At 43.7% G+C, this 19,259-nt stretch carries 11 protein-coding genes; 6 read left to right on the top strand and 5 right to left on the bottom strand.

The genetic code is table 11. The annotated features are described in order from the left end of the window. Positions 1–11 precede the first annotated feature (11 nt). Both katG and EAG18_RS07040 read left to right on the top strand, forming a co-directional pair. Positions 12–2,198, top strand: coding sequence for a catalase/peroxidase HPI (katG, locus tag EAG18_RS07035; protein ID WP_125251671.1), 2,187 nt, complete (start codon positions 12–14; stop codon positions 2,196–2,198). Positions 2,199–2,357: 159 nt separating this feature from the next. Continuing rightward, the gene (locus EAG18_RS07040; protein WP_125251672.1) at positions 2,358–4,268 is read left to right on the top strand and encodes a S9 family peptidase; all 1,911 of its coding nucleotides are present in this window, start codon (positions 2,358–2,360) and stop codon (positions 4,266–4,268) included. Positions 4,269–4,451: 183 nt separating this feature from the next. On the opposite strand, the gene EAG18_RS07045 is transcribed toward EAG18_RS07040, so the two are convergent. Beyond that, positions 4,452–5,336, bottom strand: a complete 885-nt coding sequence (locus EAG18_RS07045; protein ID WP_125251673.1) for a LysR substrate-binding domain-containing protein — start codon at positions 5,334–5,336, stop codon at positions 4,452–4,454. A gap of 114 nt (positions 5,337–5,450) precedes the next feature. Here EAG18_RS07045 and EAG18_RS07050 point away from each other — a divergent pair, with 114 nt between their 5' ends. Next, complete coding sequence (locus EAG18_RS07050; protein ID WP_125251674.1) at positions 5,451–5,756, top strand: hypothetical protein; 306 nt, start codon at positions 5,451–5,453, stop codon at positions 5,754–5,756. A 387-nt stretch (positions 5,757–6,143) separates the two neighbouring features. Further along, a complete protein-coding gene (locus EAG18_RS07055; RefSeq protein WP_125251675.1) occupies positions 6,144–7,835 on the top strand; it encodes a hemolysin D in 1,692 nt (563 codons plus the stop codon). Between the two features lie 1,696 nt (positions 7,836–9,531). On the opposite strand, the gene EAG18_RS07060 is transcribed toward EAG18_RS07055, so the two are convergent. The 4 genes from EAG18_RS07060 to EAG18_RS07075 all read right to left on the bottom strand — a co-directional run bounded on the left by EAG18_RS07060 (position 9,532) and on the right by EAG18_RS07075 (position 14,067). Next, complete coding sequence (locus EAG18_RS07060; protein WP_125251676.1) at positions 9,532–9,906, bottom strand: hypothetical protein; 375 nt, start codon at positions 9,904–9,906, stop codon at positions 9,532–9,534. A 145-nt stretch (positions 9,907–10,051) separates the two neighbouring features. After that, positions 10,052–10,453 carry a PD-(D/E)XK nuclease superfamily protein gene (locus EAG18_RS07065; protein ID WP_125251677.1) on the bottom strand — a complete coding sequence of 134 codons (402 nt, stop codon included), beginning with the start codon at positions 10,451–10,453 and terminating at the stop codon, positions 10,052–10,054. A 16-nt stretch (positions 10,454–10,469) separates the two neighbouring features. Next, positions 10,470–13,460 carry a DEAD/DEAH box helicase family protein gene (locus EAG18_RS07070; RefSeq protein ID WP_125251678.1) on the bottom strand — a complete coding sequence of 997 codons (2,991 nt, stop codon included), beginning with the start codon at positions 13,458–13,460 and terminating at the stop codon, positions 10,470–10,472. Between the two features lie 4 nt (positions 13,461–13,464). Then, complete coding sequence (locus EAG18_RS07075) at positions 13,465–14,067, bottom strand: class I SAM-dependent methyltransferase (RefSeq protein ID WP_125251679.1); 603 nt, start codon at positions 14,065–14,067, stop codon at positions 13,465–13,467. Positions 14,068–14,683: 616 nt separating this feature from the next. On the opposite strand from EAG18_RS07075, the gene dgt reads away from it, so the two are divergent. Further along, positions 14,684–16,207, top strand: coding sequence for a dGTPase (dgt, locus tag EAG18_RS07080; protein WP_125251680.1), 1,524 nt, complete (start codon positions 14,684–14,686; stop codon positions 16,205–16,207). 1,588 nt (positions 16,208–17,795) lie between these two features. Continuing rightward, complete coding sequence (locus EAG18_RS07085; RefSeq protein ID WP_125251681.1) at positions 17,796–19,190, top strand: hypothetical protein; 1,395 nt, start codon at positions 17,796–17,798, stop codon at positions 19,188–19,190. Positions 19,191–19,259: the final 69 nt, after the last annotated feature.

Genomic DNA, 19,259 nt, shown 5'->3' on the forward strand with positions numbered 1-19,259 from the left:
AAGGATTTATAATGAGTAAGCAACAAAGTACCCCATCAGTTTGTCCGTTTGCACATGGCGCAAACACTTCCTCTGCACAAACCCAACACCAGTGGTGGCCAAACAGCCTTAATCTAGATATTTTACATCAACATGACACCAAAACAGACCCAATGGATGACGGGTTTAACTACAAGACCGCATTTAATAGTTTGGATTATCAAGCATTAAAGCAAGATCTCACTAGCTTGATGACTGACTCACAGCCTTGGTGGCCCGCTGATTGGGGACATTACGGTGGGTTAATGATAAGAATGGCATGGCATGCCGCTGGAAGCTACCGTGTAGCCGATGGTCGAGGAGGTGCAAATACAGGTAATCAACGTTTTGCGCCACTAAACAGCTGGCCAGATAACGGCAATCTAGACAAAGCACGACGTTTACTTTGGCCTATTAAAAAGAAATATGGCAACCAAATTTCATGGGCGGACTTAATCATATTAGCAGGCAACGTGGCATATGAATCAATGGGTTTCAAAACCTTCGGTTTTGCCGGTGGTCGAGAAGATATCTGGCATCCAGAAAAGGATACCTACTGGGGCAGCGAAAAAGAGTGGCTCGCGCCATCGGCTAATCCAGATAGCCGCTACCATGGAGAGCGAGAGCTTGAGAACCCACTTGCTGCGGTGATGATGGGACTTATTTATGTGAACCCTGAAGGAGTAGACGGTAACCCAGACCCACTTAAAACTGCTGAAGATATGCGAGTCACCTTTGCTAGAATGGCAATGAACGATGAAGAAACGGTCGCACTTACCGCAGGCGGTCATACAGTGGGTAAAGCACACGGAAATGGCAATGCTGATGAGTTAGGCCCAGCTCCAGAAGGAGCAGATCTGCATGAGCAAGGGTTCGGTTGGATGAACCATACATCAAGAGGGGTCGGGGCAAACACAGTCACCAGTGGCATTGAAGGTGCTTGGACAACCAACCCAACACAATGGGATAATGGTTACTTTTACTTGCTATTTAGCTACGAATGGGAGCAAACTAAAAGTCCAGCGGGCGCGTGGCAATGGCAACCTATCAACATTAAAGAAGAAGATAAGCCAATTGACGCTGAAGACGCATCCAAACGCTGCATGCCAATGATGACAGATGCCGATATGGCGTTGAAAATGGACCCTGCTTATCGAAAAATTGCTGAAAAGTTTTATGCCGAACCTGACTATTTTAACGATGTTTTTGCCAGAGCTTGGTTCAAACTTACTCACCGTGACCTTGGCCCTAAAAGCCGTTACCTCGGACCGGAAGTCCCTAACGAAGAACTACTTTGGCAAGACCCAGTCCCTAGCGTTAACTACACCCTAAATGACAATGAAATTAGTACGCTCAAGCAACAAATTCTAGCTACCGATGTCACTATTTCAGAATTGGTAGCCACCGCGTGGGATAGCGCCAGAACATTTAGACACTCCGACTTTAGAGGTGGTGCAAATGGGGCAAGGATCCGCCTCGCCCCGCAAAAGAGTTGGCTCGCCAATGAACCGGAACGCCTAGCGAAGGTCCTCACAGCATTAGAAACCGTGCAAAGTAACTTTACGCCGACCATAAGCATAGCTGATTTGATTGTGTTAGGAGGCTGCGCAGCTATTGAGCAAGCCGCGAAAAATGCTGGTGTATCAATTCAGGTACCCTTTGCTGCGGGGCGAGGCGATGCCACAGACGAGCAAACTGACATCGAGTCATTTGACGTATTAGAGCCTGTCCATGATGGTTTTCGCAATTGGCAAAAACAACATTACAGCGTAAAACCAGAAGAAATGCTGCTCGATAAAGCCCAGCTAATGGGGCTGACAGCCAAAGAAATGACCGTACTTATTGGTGGTATGCGTATGCTCGGCACCAATCATGGGCAAACAACCCATGGCGTATTCACCGATAATGTTGGTAGCTTAAGTAATGACTTTTTTGTTAACTTAACCGACATGTCATATATCTGGCAGCCTATTGAAGAAAACCTCTATGAGATCAAAACACGTGATACGGGCACAGTAAAATGGACAGCCACTCGCGTTGATCTCGTCTTTGGTTCTAACTCTATCTTGCGTGCTTACGCCGAAGTGTACGCACAAGATGATAGTAAAAAGAAGTTTGTTCGTGACTTTGTTGAGGCGTGGACCAAAGTGATGAATGCAGACCGGTTTGACCTTAAATAATTACTCCCCCTAAACTTAGTATGTGATTGGCCCTTTGACTGGAAAGCCAATCACATACCAATCCTACATTGGTTTACATAAATCCTCGGTGAGACGCTTGCCATTGATTTCTATCGTTATATGCTAGAAATCAATAACAATAACGAAAGCAGGGAAATTATGTTTAAAAAATCACTCCTAGCATGTGCGTTGCTCGCGTCACTCACAGCATGCAATCAAACCAGTCAACAAGTTAATCCACCGCAAACTACTCAAGCTATCTCTGACTTTAAAACGTATTCGGCAGAAACATTTTTTGACACCACAGATATTCAAGGTAACGCGTTTCGCCCTGATGCAAAAAAAATCTTGGTGGCCTCTGATGAGTCAGGCATATTTAACCTCTATGAAGTTGATGTTAAAACAGGCAAAAGAACACAAATAACCGATGCCGCAGACTCAACCTATCCAGTTGGATACTTTCCCAACGATCCCCGTATCTTATTCACCCGAGACGGCGGTGGTAATGAACGATTTCATCTCTTTGTCCGTGACGAAAATGGCAATGTAAAAGACCTCACACCAGGAGAAAAGGTCAGAGCCGGTTTTGTCGGCTTCTCTGAGGATAACAAGGCATTTTTTGTGTTAAGTAATAAGCGCGATGAACGCTTTATGGATCTATATCGCTTTGATGCCAGCACTTACGAAAGTGAACTTATCTATAAAAATGACAAAAACTTAAATGTCCAAAAAATGAGTGAGACGGACCGCTACCTTGCACTTGTCAATGCCCAAGGTAATAAAGACAGCGACCTATTCTTACTCGATTTACATAACCCAGATGCCCCACTTGTTGAGATCTCAAACGTGGAGCACGAGGCAAACTTTTTCGCTTCAGCATTTTCTAAGGACGACAAGTATTTATACTACAGCACTGATGCCCATGGTGAGTTCTCTCAAAGTTGGCGTTATGAAATCGCGACAGGTAAACACACACCCTACATCGTAAAAAATTGGGACGTACGATTTTTGTATTTCTCCGATTCCAACCGCTACCGCGTAGTGGGTGTAAACGAAGACTCCAGTATTAAAGTGACGATCACCGACCTGAAAACAGGCAAGGATATCAATTTACCCAAGCTCCCAGCTGGTAGCATAAACAGTGTTAACTTCTCTGATGACGAAAAGCTGATGACTTTTTATTTAAATTCAGATACATCGCCAAATAACTTGTACGTATGGCAGGTTGGAAGTGACAAAGTTAAACAACTCACCTCGACGTTAAGTGAAAAAATCAATACTGACCACCTGGTCGAAAGCACTATCGCTCGCTTTAACAGTTTTGATGGTTTGGAGATCCCTGGAGTACTTTATAAACCAAAACTCGCAAGCTCAACAAATAAGGTACCGGCACTTGTATTCGTTCATGGCGGTCCTGGAGGCCAGAGCATGACAGGTTACAGTGCACTTACTCAGCACTTAGTTAACCAAGGATATGCCATTTTTGCCGTAAACAACCGAGGTAGCTCTGGCTACGGTAAAACCTTCTTCCACTTAGATGACAAGCGTCATGGCGAAGATGATTTACAAGATATCGTTTGGAGTAAAAAATACCTACAACAACTGGACTGGGTCGATGCTGACCGCATCGGCATCATGGGTGGAAGCTATGGTGGCTATATGACAGCTGCTGCATTGGCGTTTGAGCCGGAAGAGTTTAAGCTTGGGATCAATATCTTTGGTGTAACTAACTGGGTCAGAACTCTTGAGTCTATTCCTGCTTGGTGGGAGGCATATCGCAAGTCACTGTATGATGAGCTAGGCGATCCAGCTACCGATAAGGAACGTTTGCATCGTATATCACCGCTTTTTCATGCTAAAAATATCACTAAACCACTGATGGTGGTGCAAGGTGCAAACGACCCCCGAGTACTGCAAGTTGAAAGTGATGAGTTAGTCGAAGCGGTTCGCTCAAACAATGTGCCGGTCAAATACGTCTTATTTGAAGATGAAGGACACGGATTCTCAAAAAAGGAAAATCGTATTGAGGCCTCTCAAGCCTATCTCGACTTTCTTAAAAAACACCTTTAATTAATAAGCCTTTGGATCTGAGCATATCGCTTTAAGTTATCTCGCTCAGATCCACTTTGGTCATATCTATTTGCGTTATTAACCTAATTCAGTCTCCTATATGAAGACAAAAGAAGCTTATTCATAACACTGCTACTGCGTCTTACTGCCGTCAAAGCAAACTGGCATTATCCAAAGTATAAGTTAAATACTTGTCCTTAATTCAGCCACTAGCCAATTTCGAAATGCCTTTAATTTTGGCCACTCAAAATGCCGTTCAGGTGCCACTAAGTAATAACGATATTCGCAAGGCCACGCAAAGTCAGGGTAGATCTCTAGTTGTCCAAGCTCCAAAGATTGGTTAACCAAACGCCGGCGCAATAGCGAAAACCCTTGCCCCGCCACCGTCGCTTGTTGTACCAATGCCGCATTATCTATTTTGAGGTTACTCACCGTATGCCCCATTAATCCAAGCTGCTGATTTAATGCAAGCCAAGCCTTTTCATTATCGCGCCCTTCGTCATAGATAAAATTCAATTTAGACAATTGCATGCGAATGGGCTGACTTGGGTCTATTAACCCCGGGCGATACGCAATAACTAGCTCATCTTCTGCGAGTAGTTCACTTTTTAAACCTGGATAGTCACCTAAACCAAAGCGGATCCCTATATCGATATCATCTTGATGGAAATCGGCTAGCTGCTCTGTGGGGTCGATGCGTAACTGGTAGTTTGGCAACGCCTTATTAAAACTGGCCAAACGAGGTAATAGCCAACATGTCGCAAACGATGGCAAAACGGTAAGATTAATCGTCGACGGACTTGGATCGGCTTTAAGGGTTAATAAGCCCATTTCAACTTGGCCAAATGCTTTGTGTAAATAAGGCAGTAACGCGTGACCCTGTTGTGTCAGCATCACTTTCCTGGTTTGTCTTTCAAAGAGCAAAATACCCAGTTGTTGCTCTAATAGTCTGATCTGTTGACTCACCGCAGCTTGGGTAACAAATAGCGCTTCAGCTGCCTGCTTAAAACCGCCAAGCTCAGCAGCGGTTTTAAAGTACCAGAGTCCTTTTAATGGCGGTGCTTTCATTCTAAACATACTTAACAAAAACTTAACTATAGTGCACAATTTCTCGTTTGTCAGTTTTATGAATACGCACAATACTTTTTAGCGTTTAAACCAGAGACGGAAGGAGTCTTTATCATGAAATACGCAATTATACTGGCATTTCCCATGGTTGTATTTTCATCGCATGCAATATCAACACCGGCCGAGAGAGTATTTACTGACGCAGGTTACCCTTATAAAAACTTAATTATGAAAGCGGAAAAAGTGGAGCTTGTTTATTCAGAAGAACAAGATAAAACCACATGTCAGGTTAATGTATACAGCGGTGATTTATTACATCAAGGAGAAGCCAAGGAGGTGCCCGCCAACAAGTTTTTACGTATGCCAGTGCAAAGCTGCCTTTCAAGGGAAAATGCCAAACGTATTTTGAGCTTGTTGTAGTGCTAAACTTCACTTGAGTATAGCAAAACGAATACTTCAACCTCGAGTGTACTTATGGTCAGAGTCCGACTTTACCAGCAAGATACACTCATTTTTTACGGTATTAAAAAGTAAGAGTAAGTGCGTGGCATAAGATAATGACGTATTTTCTAAAGCCCACTAAAATAATTTTAAATAACTAAACAATAAAACAACACCATATTATGCGAAGCGATGACACCTAATCACATCAACCCCAAAACAAGCCCCACCAAATTTACAAGTTAAACACCAAAAACACTTTAAAAATAAAAATTAAACTGTTGAAACATTTTAATCACAAACTATAATCGCCACCAATATAGAGCACTTGCACTATTTTTAGCTTTTAATTTTCAAGGAGTAGATATGAAAATAAAGCCGCTTGCGCTGGTATGCGGATTAGCGCTCACCTCATCTGTCAACGCATTTACACAATTTGGTGGCCAAGGTGTCATGCCTATGGGTCACGAATGGCTAACTCGAACCGCTGCACTTGAAGTGCTAGATGCCGAGCATGTCATCAGTCCAGATCCAAACGATCCACGCCATACATGGCGCGATGGTCTTGCAAAAAATATTTCGCTAAATACCGCACTTAACGAAGTGTCAAAGCTGCAAGCAAATCTAAACAACAACGCACTATATGAGCCAAGATATGATAGTGTAAATTCTGCCATTGTTGGGGAGCGCTGGGTTGATATTGCAGGTTTTAATGTCACCAATGCAAGCATAGATCCGACTGGTCCGAATTGTTTTAGCGCTGTCTCTCAAGAGCCTGCAGATATTCAACTTGACCATTTCATGCGCCGTTATGATGATATTGGTGGTCAAGGAGGTGTTGACGCCGCATATCGAGCTCAAAAACGCTTTATTCAACACTTTATTGATGCAGCGATGGCGGAAGAAAAACGCTTGAAGGTATGGGATGGCGGCGGTCATTCAGCGCTCACAGAAGTTGACCACAACTATTTTTTATTTGGCCGCGCTGTGCACTTATTCCAAGACTCGTTCAGCCCAGAACACACCGTTCGGCTACCGAATGACAATTATGAAAAAATATGGCAAGTCAAGGCGTATCTTTGCTCAGAAGGCGCAGAGCAACATAGTCACGATACCAAGGATGTCTTGGACTTTTCCAGTGGCGACGTAATTTGGCAGCCCGACACAAGATTAGAGTCAGGTTGGCAGTCATACCGAATTAGCAGCATGAAACCTGTGGCAATTGTTGCACTTGAGGCCAGCAAAGATCTGTGGGCTGCATTTATCCGTACCATGGCAACGCCAAAAGCACAAAGGCGTGACATTGCCGAACAAGAAGCAAAACAGTTAGTTGACCACTGGTTATCTTTTGATGAAGCAGCAATGCAGGCTTGGTATCAAGACGAGGATAAACGCGATGGTACTTATGTGCTTGCACCGAATGAGACTGGAAAGGGAAAATCCTTAGCGGAATGTATGGCAGAGCTGAATGTGGGGACAACCAATCAAGCTGAACGTGTTGCTCAATTAGAAGCCCAACGCAACCAATGCTTATATAACATTGAAGCTGAGCCAGGCTATGAAGATTTAAACGATCCCCACCTTGATATTCCTTATAACTGGCGCTGGAAGTCAATCACTTGGCAAACGCCACCAGCGGGTTGGACATACCCACAACTCCGCCCAGATACAGGTAAGCAGGTTGCTATAAAATCACCAGTTAACAACCAATTTATGGCTGCACAGACGCTCACAAATAATGCGCCCGTAACATTAAGCCAAAACGAGCCGCTAATGCTAACAGAAGTCACCAGCCCACAAGGTTACCACTACTACAGAAGTACACAGGCACCGTCTTTGTTCTTAAGCTACAGCAGCAAAGCAAGTGGTTATTTAAAGCTAGTAGACTCGCCCAACCAAGCGATGTATTCGTTAATTTATCAAGGTGGCCTTTGGAACATCAAAAATGAATTTTGGCAGCAGTACATTTGGTTTAATCAAGCACAAGAGCGGCCAGAGCTAAACCGTCATGGCAAGCCAGAAAACTTAAACGCAAAATGGATGCTTGAAGCGCTATAATTCCCCAACCAAACGGCTCTATAGCATCATTTTATAGAGCCTTTTATGCTTTTAATGTAGAGGGGTTTGCACCCTGTATTCAAGCCTACTAGCTTAAATAGGATCAAACCAATTAACACCGCATTTAAGGTTACAGATTGTAGTGACCACCTTATCGCCAGCCATAAAAAAAGACCCTAATAAATTAGAGTCTTTGGTGACAATGGTCACATGAGATTAGGTATAAACCAACGTATGTACCCGTTAGCTTGATGGTGACAGCGTCGTTATTTGCAAAATATCAAGGTGTTTTAGGCTGTTATTATTCTACTGCAAACACATTTATTCATTATGACGTAAAAATGAAAATGACCGCACCACCATAAAAAACAATTTATTAACAGTAACGTTGCGATGTGGCCGGTGTATAGCAAGGGCCGTTATAGCTATTAGAACCGCCTGCAATTTTATTGGTAACCAATTGGCTCAACATTTTACTATCAAGTTGTTTTATAACTTTTTTATTTAGGTTTAACGGTAACTTTTTATTGTTCATTTTTGTGTTTTTCCTTAGTGTCGATAGTTATAATATAACCATTTTATAAAGGAATATGGAAGTATAGGTACATTATCCTTTGGTCTAATGAGTAACATTATTTTAACTCAGAGACGATGTGGTTCTACCGGGCTCTGTACAAACCGTAAAAATCTGTCATGTAAATTTGGGAAATGCTCAGCTAGCAACTTGCTCGATTCTTGATGGTTGAGCGATCTGCAACGCTCAATTTGCTCGTGCAACATTAATGCCTTGAGGCTCTGCCGGCCCTTGGCTTCCCATTGATAGGCGCCACCTTTCGTGGCGATCCATACAGCAAACATCGCGGAACAAATCCGCTCCCACAACATCAGCCCCACCGGTAGGAGCCACTTTACGTGGCGAWCCATCCAGCAAACATCGCGGAATAAATCCGCTCCCACAACATCAGCCCCACCGGTAGGAGCCACTTTACGTGGCGATCCATAAAACACACATCGCAGAATAAGTCCGCTCCCACCACACCAGCCCACAGGTAGGAGCCACTTTACGTGGCGATCCATACAGCAAACATCGCGGAATAAATCCGCTCACACCACATCAGCCCCACCGATAGGCGCCGCTTTACGTGGCGATCCATACAGCAAACATCGCGGAACAAATCCGCTCCCACAACATCAGCCCCACCGGTAGGAGCCACTTTACGTGGCGAACCAGCCAGCAAGCATCGCGGAATAAATTCACTTCCACCACACCAGCCCCACCGATAGGCGCCGCTTTACGCGGCGATCCATACAACACACATCGCGGAATAAATCCACTTCCACCACATCAGCCCCACCGGTAGGAGCCGCTTTATGTGGCGCGCTCTACAACACACATCGCGGAATAAATCCGCTCCCACCACATCAGCCCACAGGTAGAAGCCACTTTACGTGGCGATCCATACAGCAAACATCGCGGAATAAATCCGCTCCCACCACACCAGCCCACTGGTAGGAGCCGCTTTACGCGGCGATCCATACAACACACATCGCGGAATAAATTCACTCCCACCACACCAGCCCCACCGATAGGAGCCGCTTTACGCGGCGAACCCTGCTACAAACATCGCGGAATAAATCCGCTCCCACCACACCAGCCCCACGGTAGGAGCCGCTTTACGCGGCGATCTCTTGCGCACTATTCTTGAAAACCAATCCCTCGCACAACCTTTCGACGCTCCCAACCCCAACAAAGTGCCAAAGCAAACACACCACTTGCGTAGGTTACATACAAAGGCACTGAGGTGTCGGCATCCTCAGCATACATAAACACACTCGACATCACCCAAGCGGCACCTGCACCAATCAATAACCACACCGCCGCAGAATACAGCTTATACACCGGCGCACTTATATAACCCGACAGCACCACACAAGCCGCTGCAACACCACCTATCACCGGCTTCTTCCACCAGCCCGCATACTCCGCCAACATCCCGGCCAAGGTGGCTGACACGATAAAAGTTACGACGACGATCATAATAGACAGTAAAAATTTAAGGGCTTGGTTCATAATTCACCTTTACAAAACCGCAGACTACTGAATATAGTCTACAACCTTCATCACTCTAAAATTGAGATGCTTTTCTTCATGATGTTCTGCACCCAGCACTACTGACAAGTACGGAGTAAATACCATTTTTTCATCCGGTGATTAGCTAAATAACTTCTAATAAATGCAGTTCTAATGTCTCTACATCCATCGCTTTTAACTTTGGTGCTAGACTCACATTACTGTTTAGAAAATCAATTGCTTTCGTTACAAGCTTATTGCCACCACATACTACCCAGAACTTACCATGTTCCGTTCTCGCTGCATCAAGTACCGTATAGCCAAGTTTTTCGATCGTGGTACCACCTACCTCCTGCCACTTGGCAGTAATCTGTATACTCTCAGTATTTGTAAATAATAAAAAATGTGCCGTTTCCATTTTATTCTCAATTAAGCCGCTATATTTAACCGACTTCTGATAAGTCATTGGCTTAAAATTTGGCGCATATTCAAATCCGTAACCTTCAATTATATTCGTAATATCTTTTAACAGTTCATTTCTAGCCATATCAGCCTCCACAATATTAAAAAGCTCTTAACACTTCTCTCAACCGCGCAAACGTCACAAACTCATCGTTGGCTTCCATTACTGCATACTCTGGGTTTCTTGCCACAAGTAAGTAGGTTACTTCACCTTGCGCATTAATCTGTTTTTTTACATCTCGTAATAAAAATTGTTCGTCGCCAACTGCGTCAAATCGCTCGATGGCAATAGTAGTATTTGTAATTGATCCTGCATTGCTCGATGTGATCCGCTCGAGTAATAACAGGTCTCCATCGAAAATCGGGTGTTTCCCACCGTTCATAGAATTGCCACTAGCATGAGCTAAGAAGTGTTTTTCAGGGTCGACTTTTCCACACCTCGGTGGCGCAGGCACGAAGGACATTTCGCTACAGTCTCCTGTTTTAAAGTGACCACAAGCAATTTTTAAATTAGGAAAATATGGCAGTTGTACCACGTGTTCCACAACATCTGTGCTTTGTAGCTGGTTTGGTATCGCATCATCTATCACCGTCTGTGTACTTTCGGGTTCGGCTAGCCTGTCACGTTTGGTATGAAGATATCTAGCAAGGCGATAGTGACTTAACTCCAATATACAGTCGGTCAGTTGTTCAATATCTTGCGTTTCAACTTTAAGGTTTAGTTTGAACTGCGCTTCTTCAATGGATTGATTTAGTGCTTGTTCAATAGAAAACCAGTGGTGTGCTTTGCGCTTATGTGCAGGTTTTTTTGCTTGCGTGAAAGCGTTAATCGGATTATCGAACCAATAATTGAACCAAGCTTTACTACCTTTACTTTTGCTTCTGTCCTTTTCTGATATATCTAGCTTTCTTAACTGAGGGTAGTGCAATAGCACATCATAACTCTTATCTGCCAACGCTCTCAATGTAGGAGGGTAAGCTATACCATCGAGCTGAACAAAGGCTTCAAGCAAAATGGCTTTAAAGCATTTTGTCATGTTGGTCACTTCTACACCCTCTTTTAAAAACACCTTGTAGGGCGCAAGCCACGTAGCTGAAATACTACTAACGCTCTTTGCTTTTACAACGAGTTCAAACCAACTTCCATAAGCCTTTACCTTCTTAAATTCACCAAACTCATGGAAAAACTCACACGCATCGGGCGCATGACCTAGTTGCTCTGTTAAATTTTGATAATCATCAAGAGCCGTGGTTCGCTGTTCTTTAGCGAGTTGCCGCCAAAAGTCGGTAATTTCTAGGTCATAATTTACAAAACATCCTTCAGGTAGCTGAACTACTTGGTTATCTTTATTTAGTTTTGTAACTAAATCTTTAGGTGAGTGCGTAGAAAAGAGTGCATAAGACTTGTTCAAAAAACTGTGGTGGTTGCCAATAAAATCTAAGACGACCAAGTGCGTTTTCTGTTGATGGGTTCTCAGTCCACGGCCTAATTGCTGTAAGAATAAAACCTTAGATTCACTGGGCCTCAGCATCATCACAGTGTCGATACAGGGTAAGTCAGTGCCCTCATTAAACAGGTCAACACTAAAAATAATTTGTAGTTTTCCAGATGCTAAATGCGCTAAAGCCTCACTACGTTTTATGCTTGACTTTCCATGTACCGAAGCCGCGTCAATTCCCGCTTTATTGAAGTAGTTTGCCATGTAGTCGGCGTGTGCGGTCGAAATACAAAATGCCAGCGTGCGTGTTTGCGCTAACTGTTTCCAGTGCTGTAAAGCATGTTTTGCCCTGTGCTCTGTGGCAAATTGGTTGTTTAGACTGGTTGGATCAAACTTGCCGTTACGCCAAGGAATTACGGTATAGTCAACGCTTTTATCCCAAATACCATAGTAGTGAAATGGTGCGAGCGTTTTGGCATCAATCCCCTGCACCATATTCCGCTCATAGACGAGGTTGTTGTCACATAGACTTAAAATATCGGCTTGGTCAGTTCGCTCTGGTGTAGCAGTTAACCCAAGTAAGAATTGTGGCTCAAAATAAGACAGCAAGTTTCGGTATAGTTTACTACTCGCGTGGTGAAACTCATCAACAATAATGTAGTCAAAGTAATCAGCTGCAAACTGCCTCAAACTCTCTGTTTTACCAATGCTCTGTATAGAGGCAAACAAAAAGTCGGCATCACTTTGTTTTTGCTTGCCGGTATAAAACCCTGCGGTACAATCAATTAATCGTGCAAACGTCTTGGCCGCTTGCTTGAGAATCTCTTCCCTATGTGCCACAAATAGAACTTTTTTCGCAGCGACTTGCTGAACATCAAAAGCAGCAAGCCATGTTTTGCCCATTCCTGTCGCTAATACCACTAAGCCTCTTTTATAGCTTTGTGCTCTTGCGTTATTCAGCTTTTCTAAGGCTTCTTGCTGTTCTACTCTTGGGCTAATTGGCTCAATACTTATGTCGTCATCGACATTATTACTAACGGTTTTGAACTGTGGCTTCTTACGGCGCTTTTGATAGTGCAGTATCCATGGGTAGCTCAAACATACTGTTTGAGAGTGAGTAAATAAACTGGCAAACGCAGCCTTAAACTGCAAGAACGTTGCCTTGTTATTAGCACTGTGACTAGCTATAAAATCATGCCGAAAACACCACTCTAACCCTTGAGTTAGTGCCACTGCACTTATATTGTTTGAACCAATAAACGCACTACCCTCATAAATTTGGCCATCTTCACCTTTGGTTTTGGTGAAAATGTATGACTTCATATGGAAACTCTCATTTCCGCGTGTTTCATATACTCGCAGCTCAGCCCCTAAAGTATGTAGTGTCATCAATTCTTTAAGTGCGAGCGGGCAAGTGAAGTCTAGATAGTCTGAAGTAAGTAACTTTAAGATGGTGCCGTTTACTAGGGCGTCATACAAAGCATCAAAGAGTAAATCAAGACCAGAGCGCTGAATAAATGAAACGGTAATTTCAATCTCGTCAGCTTGCTCGATGGCATGAAGCAACGCAGGCAGTAAGGGGTCATCGCCCCCTACATAAAGTTGCTTATCCGTGCACAGCGCAAGTTTTCCTCCTTGATAATTACTGCTCACTTGATTAATCCTTCCTAAGTAGAGCGTTTAACCAAAGCTCATTATCTCGGTTGGGTCTTCTATCTTCCGTCACCCATAGCTTAATGATGTTGAGATTTGGACATGCTGCGATAACTTTTGATAACCCCTCTTCATTGAGATCTGTAAATCTGCGACCATTGTGCTCTCGTTCACCTGCACCATATTTGAACGAAACATACAACACGCCATGAGATTTAAGCGCGTCTTGTAACTTCACAAAAACATTGGGTAGATCTTGCTCTGCGACATGTAAAAGACTAGCACAGGCCCAAATACCATCAAAAGCAGCAATATCTTGTATCTCTTCAAAGAATTGGTGCCTCACTGGCTGGCCTAGTTGTGTAGCGGCAATCCTCACTAGCTTTTCGCACGCATCCATTGCGCTGACTTCAAAGCCAAGTTGCTTAAACGCTACCGCGTCGCGGCCACTGCCACAGCCAGCGTCAAAAATATGAATATGGCGTTTATCACGCTTTGGTAATTCAGGAAGAAACTCCCGATAAAGCGGTTGCATGTCCACATTGAGTGTTGAGTTTGCAAATTCTTCTGCGTGTTGATCGTAATAAGCGAGCGTAATTTTGGACATTTTTTACCTAACATAACTTCATTTAGTGGCGCAGTGTAAATGACGAAAAGTATGATTTCCATGTCACCATTGAAACTCCGTCAGATCACATTTGCTGTCCATTACCAATGTGATGCCACAGTAAAGCTGATATTACTAATCTAAATGGTTGGATAAACGCTCAAACACATAAAGATCCTGTTCGTGAGCGGTTACTTCATCCTTAACCGCTGTATATATTCATTTGAAATTAGATGTAAACGAATGCTGTGGGTATTAAACCCGAAAATCCATACGTTTTGTAGTGATTTGCGTCAAATTCCGATGCTTTTGTCATAAAAGTGTTAGGTGTTTTTTACCAAACCATTAAAGCCAGGGTTAATTCAAACTGATAAAAGTAACAAATATAGATGAACTAGCCTATTACAGTACATTACAGCTATTTTTATCGATTTGCTGATTCTATTGGTATTTGTTGTGTTTTTCCTGCGGTTACTTCAGCTCAGAGTTACTGCGCAAGCTTGTCTTGTATGAGGGCTTGCTTGTAGGCTGACTTGGTGAAGTGTTTATTCGGTTTACAACTTTTCCACATTCACCTACATTGGAAATGTAGCTTGGGTCTCAACAGGAAAGTCGCATGCACTTCAAAAATAAAATAACAAACGAGCGTTCTTATAATACCGGTGGCAGTGAGGCGAGTAGCCTTGAAAGCGACCGTGGGCGTATTATCAACAGTGCTGCGCTTAGACGGCTGCAACAAAAAACTCAGGTATTTCCGCTTGAGCGTAATGCGGCGGTGCGTTCGCGCTTAACGCACTCGCTGGAGGTACAGCAAAATGGCCGTTACATTGCTAAAAAAATTGTTGATGCGCTGGTGCAGCAAGGTAGGCAAGATTTGCTGCAATATGAAGATAAAAACGGCCAGCAGGTGGGTTTGTCTGAGTGTTTGGTCACTCTGTCAGAAATGGCCTGTTTGATGCACGATATTGGTAACCCTGCATTTGGTCACTTTGGCGAGGCCGCTATCAATGATTGGTTTAAGCGTTATTTAAGTCAACATCAACGGTTTGCAAAAAGTGCTCGGGCGGCGCTTAGGTATGGTTCAAATAAGAGCAAAGCGTCGGACTTGGCGGTATTAAATCAAGAAATGGAGTTACTGCTCGATATTTGTAGTTTTGAGGGTAACGCGCAGGCCATTCGCGTTATTCATACGCTTTCTCGCCTTAATCTTACCTATTCACAGTGTGCCACTGTGATGAAATATACCCGCTGCGCAACTACACCTAAATCAACTGTGGCTACTGACAAGTCTTATCTACAAAAGAAAGTTGGATATTACTTTAGTGAAAGTGGGTTTGTCAGTGAGCTGTGCGACAAATTGCAGATACAAGTAGGTAATCGCCACCCTGTGGCTTACATCATGGAGGCGGCTGACGACATTGCTTATTGCCTTGCTGATATGGAAGACGCTGTAGAAAAAGGCATTATTTGCGTAGATGAGTTAACGGGCTGTTTAATAGAGGAATATCAAAATATCGCCGCAGGGTTTGGTATTACTGATGATAAACACTTGGAGCTAATGAGTAAAAAGCTCCACTATGCCAATGATAAAGCCAGTAAGCATATGGCAAATTTTGATAATGAGTTTTTTATTTGGCTCCGCGTGGGGTTGTTACACCCGCTTGCCGAACATGCCAAAACGCGTTTTATCGATAATATTGAAGCGATCTACGAAGGGRGTTTTAACGCTTCGTTATTGGAAGATAACAGCCACCTTCATGCCATTGTAAAGTCGCTGAAAACGGTGGCAATCAAAAACGTGTTTTCGAACAAAGAGGTAGAGCAGTTGGAGCTTCAAGGTTATAAGATCACCAGCAGTATATTAAACGAATATCAGCGGGTGCTTGATTTAGATGCCGATGATTTTCACGCTGCATTAAATGGCGAGCATAGTTTTGCGATAGAGTCGCGATTGATTAATCGGATTTCCAAAAAGTATGTTGCGGTATACCGCGAGACCATAGCGCAGCTTAGTGAAGCTGAACGAGCCGAGCCGATTTTTGAGTTTTATTATCGCTGCCGCCTTATTCAAGATTTTATCAGCGGCATGACTGACCAGTTTGCTTATGATACCTATCGTGCGTTGACCGCGTTGGATTGAGGTTGATGTTTGAGCCTTGTTGAAAAGATCGTCGTGTAAAACGGCTCCCACCAACGGTGGCATTTGAAGAATTACCCAGTGGTGATGATATGCTGTGGGAGCGGGTTTACCCCGCATTCTTGTTGAAAAATCGCCGTGTAAAACGGCTCCTACCGGCGGTGGCATTTAAAGAATTACCCAGTGGTCATGTTATGTGGTGGGAGCGAGTTTACCCCGCGATATTGTTAAAAGATCGCCGCGTAAAGCGGCTCCTACCGGTGGGGTACTCGAAGAATTATCCAGTGCTAATGATATACTGTAGGAGCGGGTTTACCCCGCGATATTGTTGAAAAGATCGCCGCGTAAAGCGGCTCCTACCGGTGGTGGCATTTAAAGAATTACCCAGTGGTCATGTTATGTGGTGGGAGCGAGTTTACCCCGCGATATTGTTGAAAAGATCGCCGCGTAAAGCGGCTCCCACCGGTAGGGTATTTGAAGAATTATCCAGTGGTCATGTTATGTGTTGGGAGCGGGTTTACCCCGCATTCTTGTTGAAAAATCGCCGTGTAAAACGGCTCCTACCGGTGGGGTATTTGAAGAATTATCCAGTGGTAATGATATGCTGTAGGAGCGGGTTTACCCCGCGATATTGTTGAAAGATCGCCGTGCAAAACGGCTCCCACCGGTGGGGTATTTGAAGAATTACCCAGCGGCCATGTTATGTGTGGTGGGGGTGAGTTTATCCCGCGATATTGTTGAAAAGATCGCCGTGCAAAGCGGCTCCCACCAGCGGTGGCATTTGAAGAGTTAGCCAGTGGTCATGTTATGTGGTGGGGGTGAGTTTACCCCGCGGTATTTTTTAAAAATCGCCGTGTAAAACGGCTCCYACCRGYGGTGGCATTTGAAGAGTTACCCAGTGGTGATGATATGCTGTGGGAACGAGTTTACTCCGYGATATTGTTGAAAAATCGCCGCGTAAAGCGGCTCCTACCGGTGGTGGCATTTGAAGAGTTACCCAGTGGTCATGTTATGTGGTGGGGGTGAGTTTACCCCGCGGTATTTTTGAAAAATCGCCGTGCAAAGCGGCTCCCACCAGCGGTGGCATTTGAAGAGTTAGCCAGTGGTAATGATATGCTGTAGGAGCGGGTTTACCCCGCGATATTGTTGAAAAATCGCCGTGTAAAACGGCTCCTACCGGCGGTGGAATTTGAAGAGTTATCCAGTGGTGATGATATGGTGTGGGAACGAGTTTACTCCACGATATTGTTGAAAAGATCGCCGTGTAAAACGGCTCCCACCAGTGGTGGCATTTGAAGAGTTATGTGGTGGGAGCGGGTTTACCCCTCGATATTGTTGAAAAGATCGCCGCGTAAAACGGCTCCTACCGGTGCTGGCATTTGAAGAATTATCCAGTGGGTGGTGTTTGAGGTTTATCCGTCTGTGAACGTTTTTAGTGCGCCGCCCCCAGCCGTAGTAAGATACGATTATTCTAAAACTTGAAATTCACAAGTGGTTTACTAAAGTTACAAATAAGTCTATTTCGACTTTCTCGTCTTTAGTCATGCAGTATAAGGACAGCTAATAACATAATAAAAATAAGGAATATCCAATGAAACATTCCATTTTGGTATGTTCAATACTTCTTGCTGGCTGTAGCGGTAACCCAGAGTATTCTCATACAGGGGACAATAGAGTAAATATGGCTGGTGCATCACAGCTATTTCCTCATGGAGAGTTTGTTACCATCGACTTGGCACGGCAAATTGCCAACGACACACAACTGCAAAAGTGGGAAACAGATAACGGTTATATAGTGTTAGGCTATGAAATTAGCCAGGAGCCTCAAACCCCTCCAAAGGGCAAACATAAAACTGTCATTACCAGCAAAAAATTATTTTGTGAACCAGACAGTGATCCAAGTAGCAAATCTTGTATCCTCGCTCGGGCGAGACTAGATTACGCTTTTGAGCTTTACACTCAGAAACAACCAAAAGCACAAAAAAAAATCAGAAATGAATTACAAGATCGTATTATCGCGGCATCAGAGCAGCGCTGTAACGTGTATAAAATGTATTTGAAACGCTCAGAGTCACGAAATAACTTTTGGTTGGGCACATTAACCACTGTACTTGGTGGTGCAGGCGCACTTTTTACTAACCAAGTTGGTAATCGCATTCTATCGGGTCTTGCAGGTATAAGCAGTGGTGTTCGTGCTGAGTTTAACCAAGCTTACCTTGCCAGTCAGGCCGCGCAAGTAATCACAAAAGGTATTACCTCTCGGCGCAATGAGTTACGCAAAAAATTACAAGCTAAACATAATGAAGATACAACCGTATATACATTACAAGCCGCGATAGCTGATGCAATTGAGTACCATGGAGCCTGCAATATTTTAACTGGCCTGGAAGCTGCTGAGTCAGCTATCGAAAAAGTAGAGAATCCTGGTCTGGATATGATGGCTAAAACGTTATACAAAAGCCGGCACATTGAAGAAATTCTCAAAGGCACAAACCCAGAACAATTTACATTTGATAAGCTGGCTAATGTAGGCGCGGCTTCTCAGTCTCCAAGCCAAGACACGGTAGCCATGCCATTTGCAACGCACTTTGTTTCATTAAAAGGAAATTTAATACAAGCGCTGTATACAAAAGCATATGCGAAGCCGGAAATAAGCGAAAAGCTATTTGCACTAATGGATGAAGAAAAGTCGGCAGGCAAAACTTGGTTAGATGCAATTGATGAAAAATATAATGACTTTGAGACAAAAATCCAAGCGGCTTATATTGATGAATTAAATAAGCTTAAAACACCTGCTTCCGATCAAGAAAAACTCAAGGCAGAGTTAAAGTTACAGGCTTTAGATGCACAGTTAACAGCACAACGCCTGTACGTTTCGACACTACTCGAGCAGTTTTATCAGGCGCTAGACACTGTTGACAATAAAACACAATCTATTGCAGCTTATTTTCAGTCTTTGTTTGACGGATTACCAAGCTATTCGTAGTGTGTTTTTATGTTTCTATTTGATAGGCTGCCAATTCATGCGTAGCCTATTTTTTAGTCTCTGTTCGAT

Source organism: Pseudoalteromonas sp. J010, assembly GCF_003934235.1.
In the GTDB taxonomy this organism is placed as follows: domain Bacteria; phylum Pseudomonadota; class Gammaproteobacteria; order Enterobacterales; family Alteromonadaceae; genus Pseudoalteromonas; species Pseudoalteromonas peptidolytica.

What these genes read in the sequence shown, in the direction of transcription:
- katG (WP_125251671.1), top strand. Translation starts at nt 12, where the DNA reads ATGAGTAAGCAACAAAGTACCCCATCAGTTTGTCCGTTTGCACATGGC.
- EAG18_RS07040 (WP_125251672.1), top strand. Translation starts at nt 2,358, where the DNA reads ATGTTTAAAAAATCACTCCTAGCATGTGCGTTGCTCGCGTCACTCACA.
- EAG18_RS07045 (WP_125251673.1), bottom strand. Translation starts at nt 5,336, where the DNA reads ATGAAAGCACCGCCATTAAAAGGACTCTGGTACTTTAAAACCGCTGCT.
- EAG18_RS07050 (WP_125251674.1), top strand. Translation starts at nt 5,451, where the DNA reads ATGAAATACGCAATTATACTGGCATTTCCCATGGTTGTATTTTCATCG.
- EAG18_RS07055 (WP_125251675.1), top strand. Translation starts at nt 6,144, where the DNA reads ATGAAAATAAAGCCGCTTGCGCTGGTATGCGGATTAGCGCTCACCTCA.
- EAG18_RS07060 (WP_125251676.1), bottom strand. Translation starts at nt 9,906, where the DNA reads ATGAACCAAGCCCTTAAATTTTTACTGTCTATTATGATCGTCGTCGTA.
- EAG18_RS07065 (WP_125251677.1), bottom strand. Translation starts at nt 10,453, where the DNA reads ATGGCTAGAAATGAACTGTTAAAAGATATTACGAATATAATTGAAGGT.
- EAG18_RS07075 (WP_125251679.1), bottom strand. Translation starts at nt 14,067, where the DNA reads ATGTCCAAAATTACGCTCGCTTATTACGATCAACACGCAGAAGAATTT.
- EAG18_RS07085 (WP_125251681.1), top strand. Translation starts at nt 17,796, where the DNA reads ATGAAACATTCCATTTTGGTATGTTCAATACTTCTTGCTGGCTGTAGC.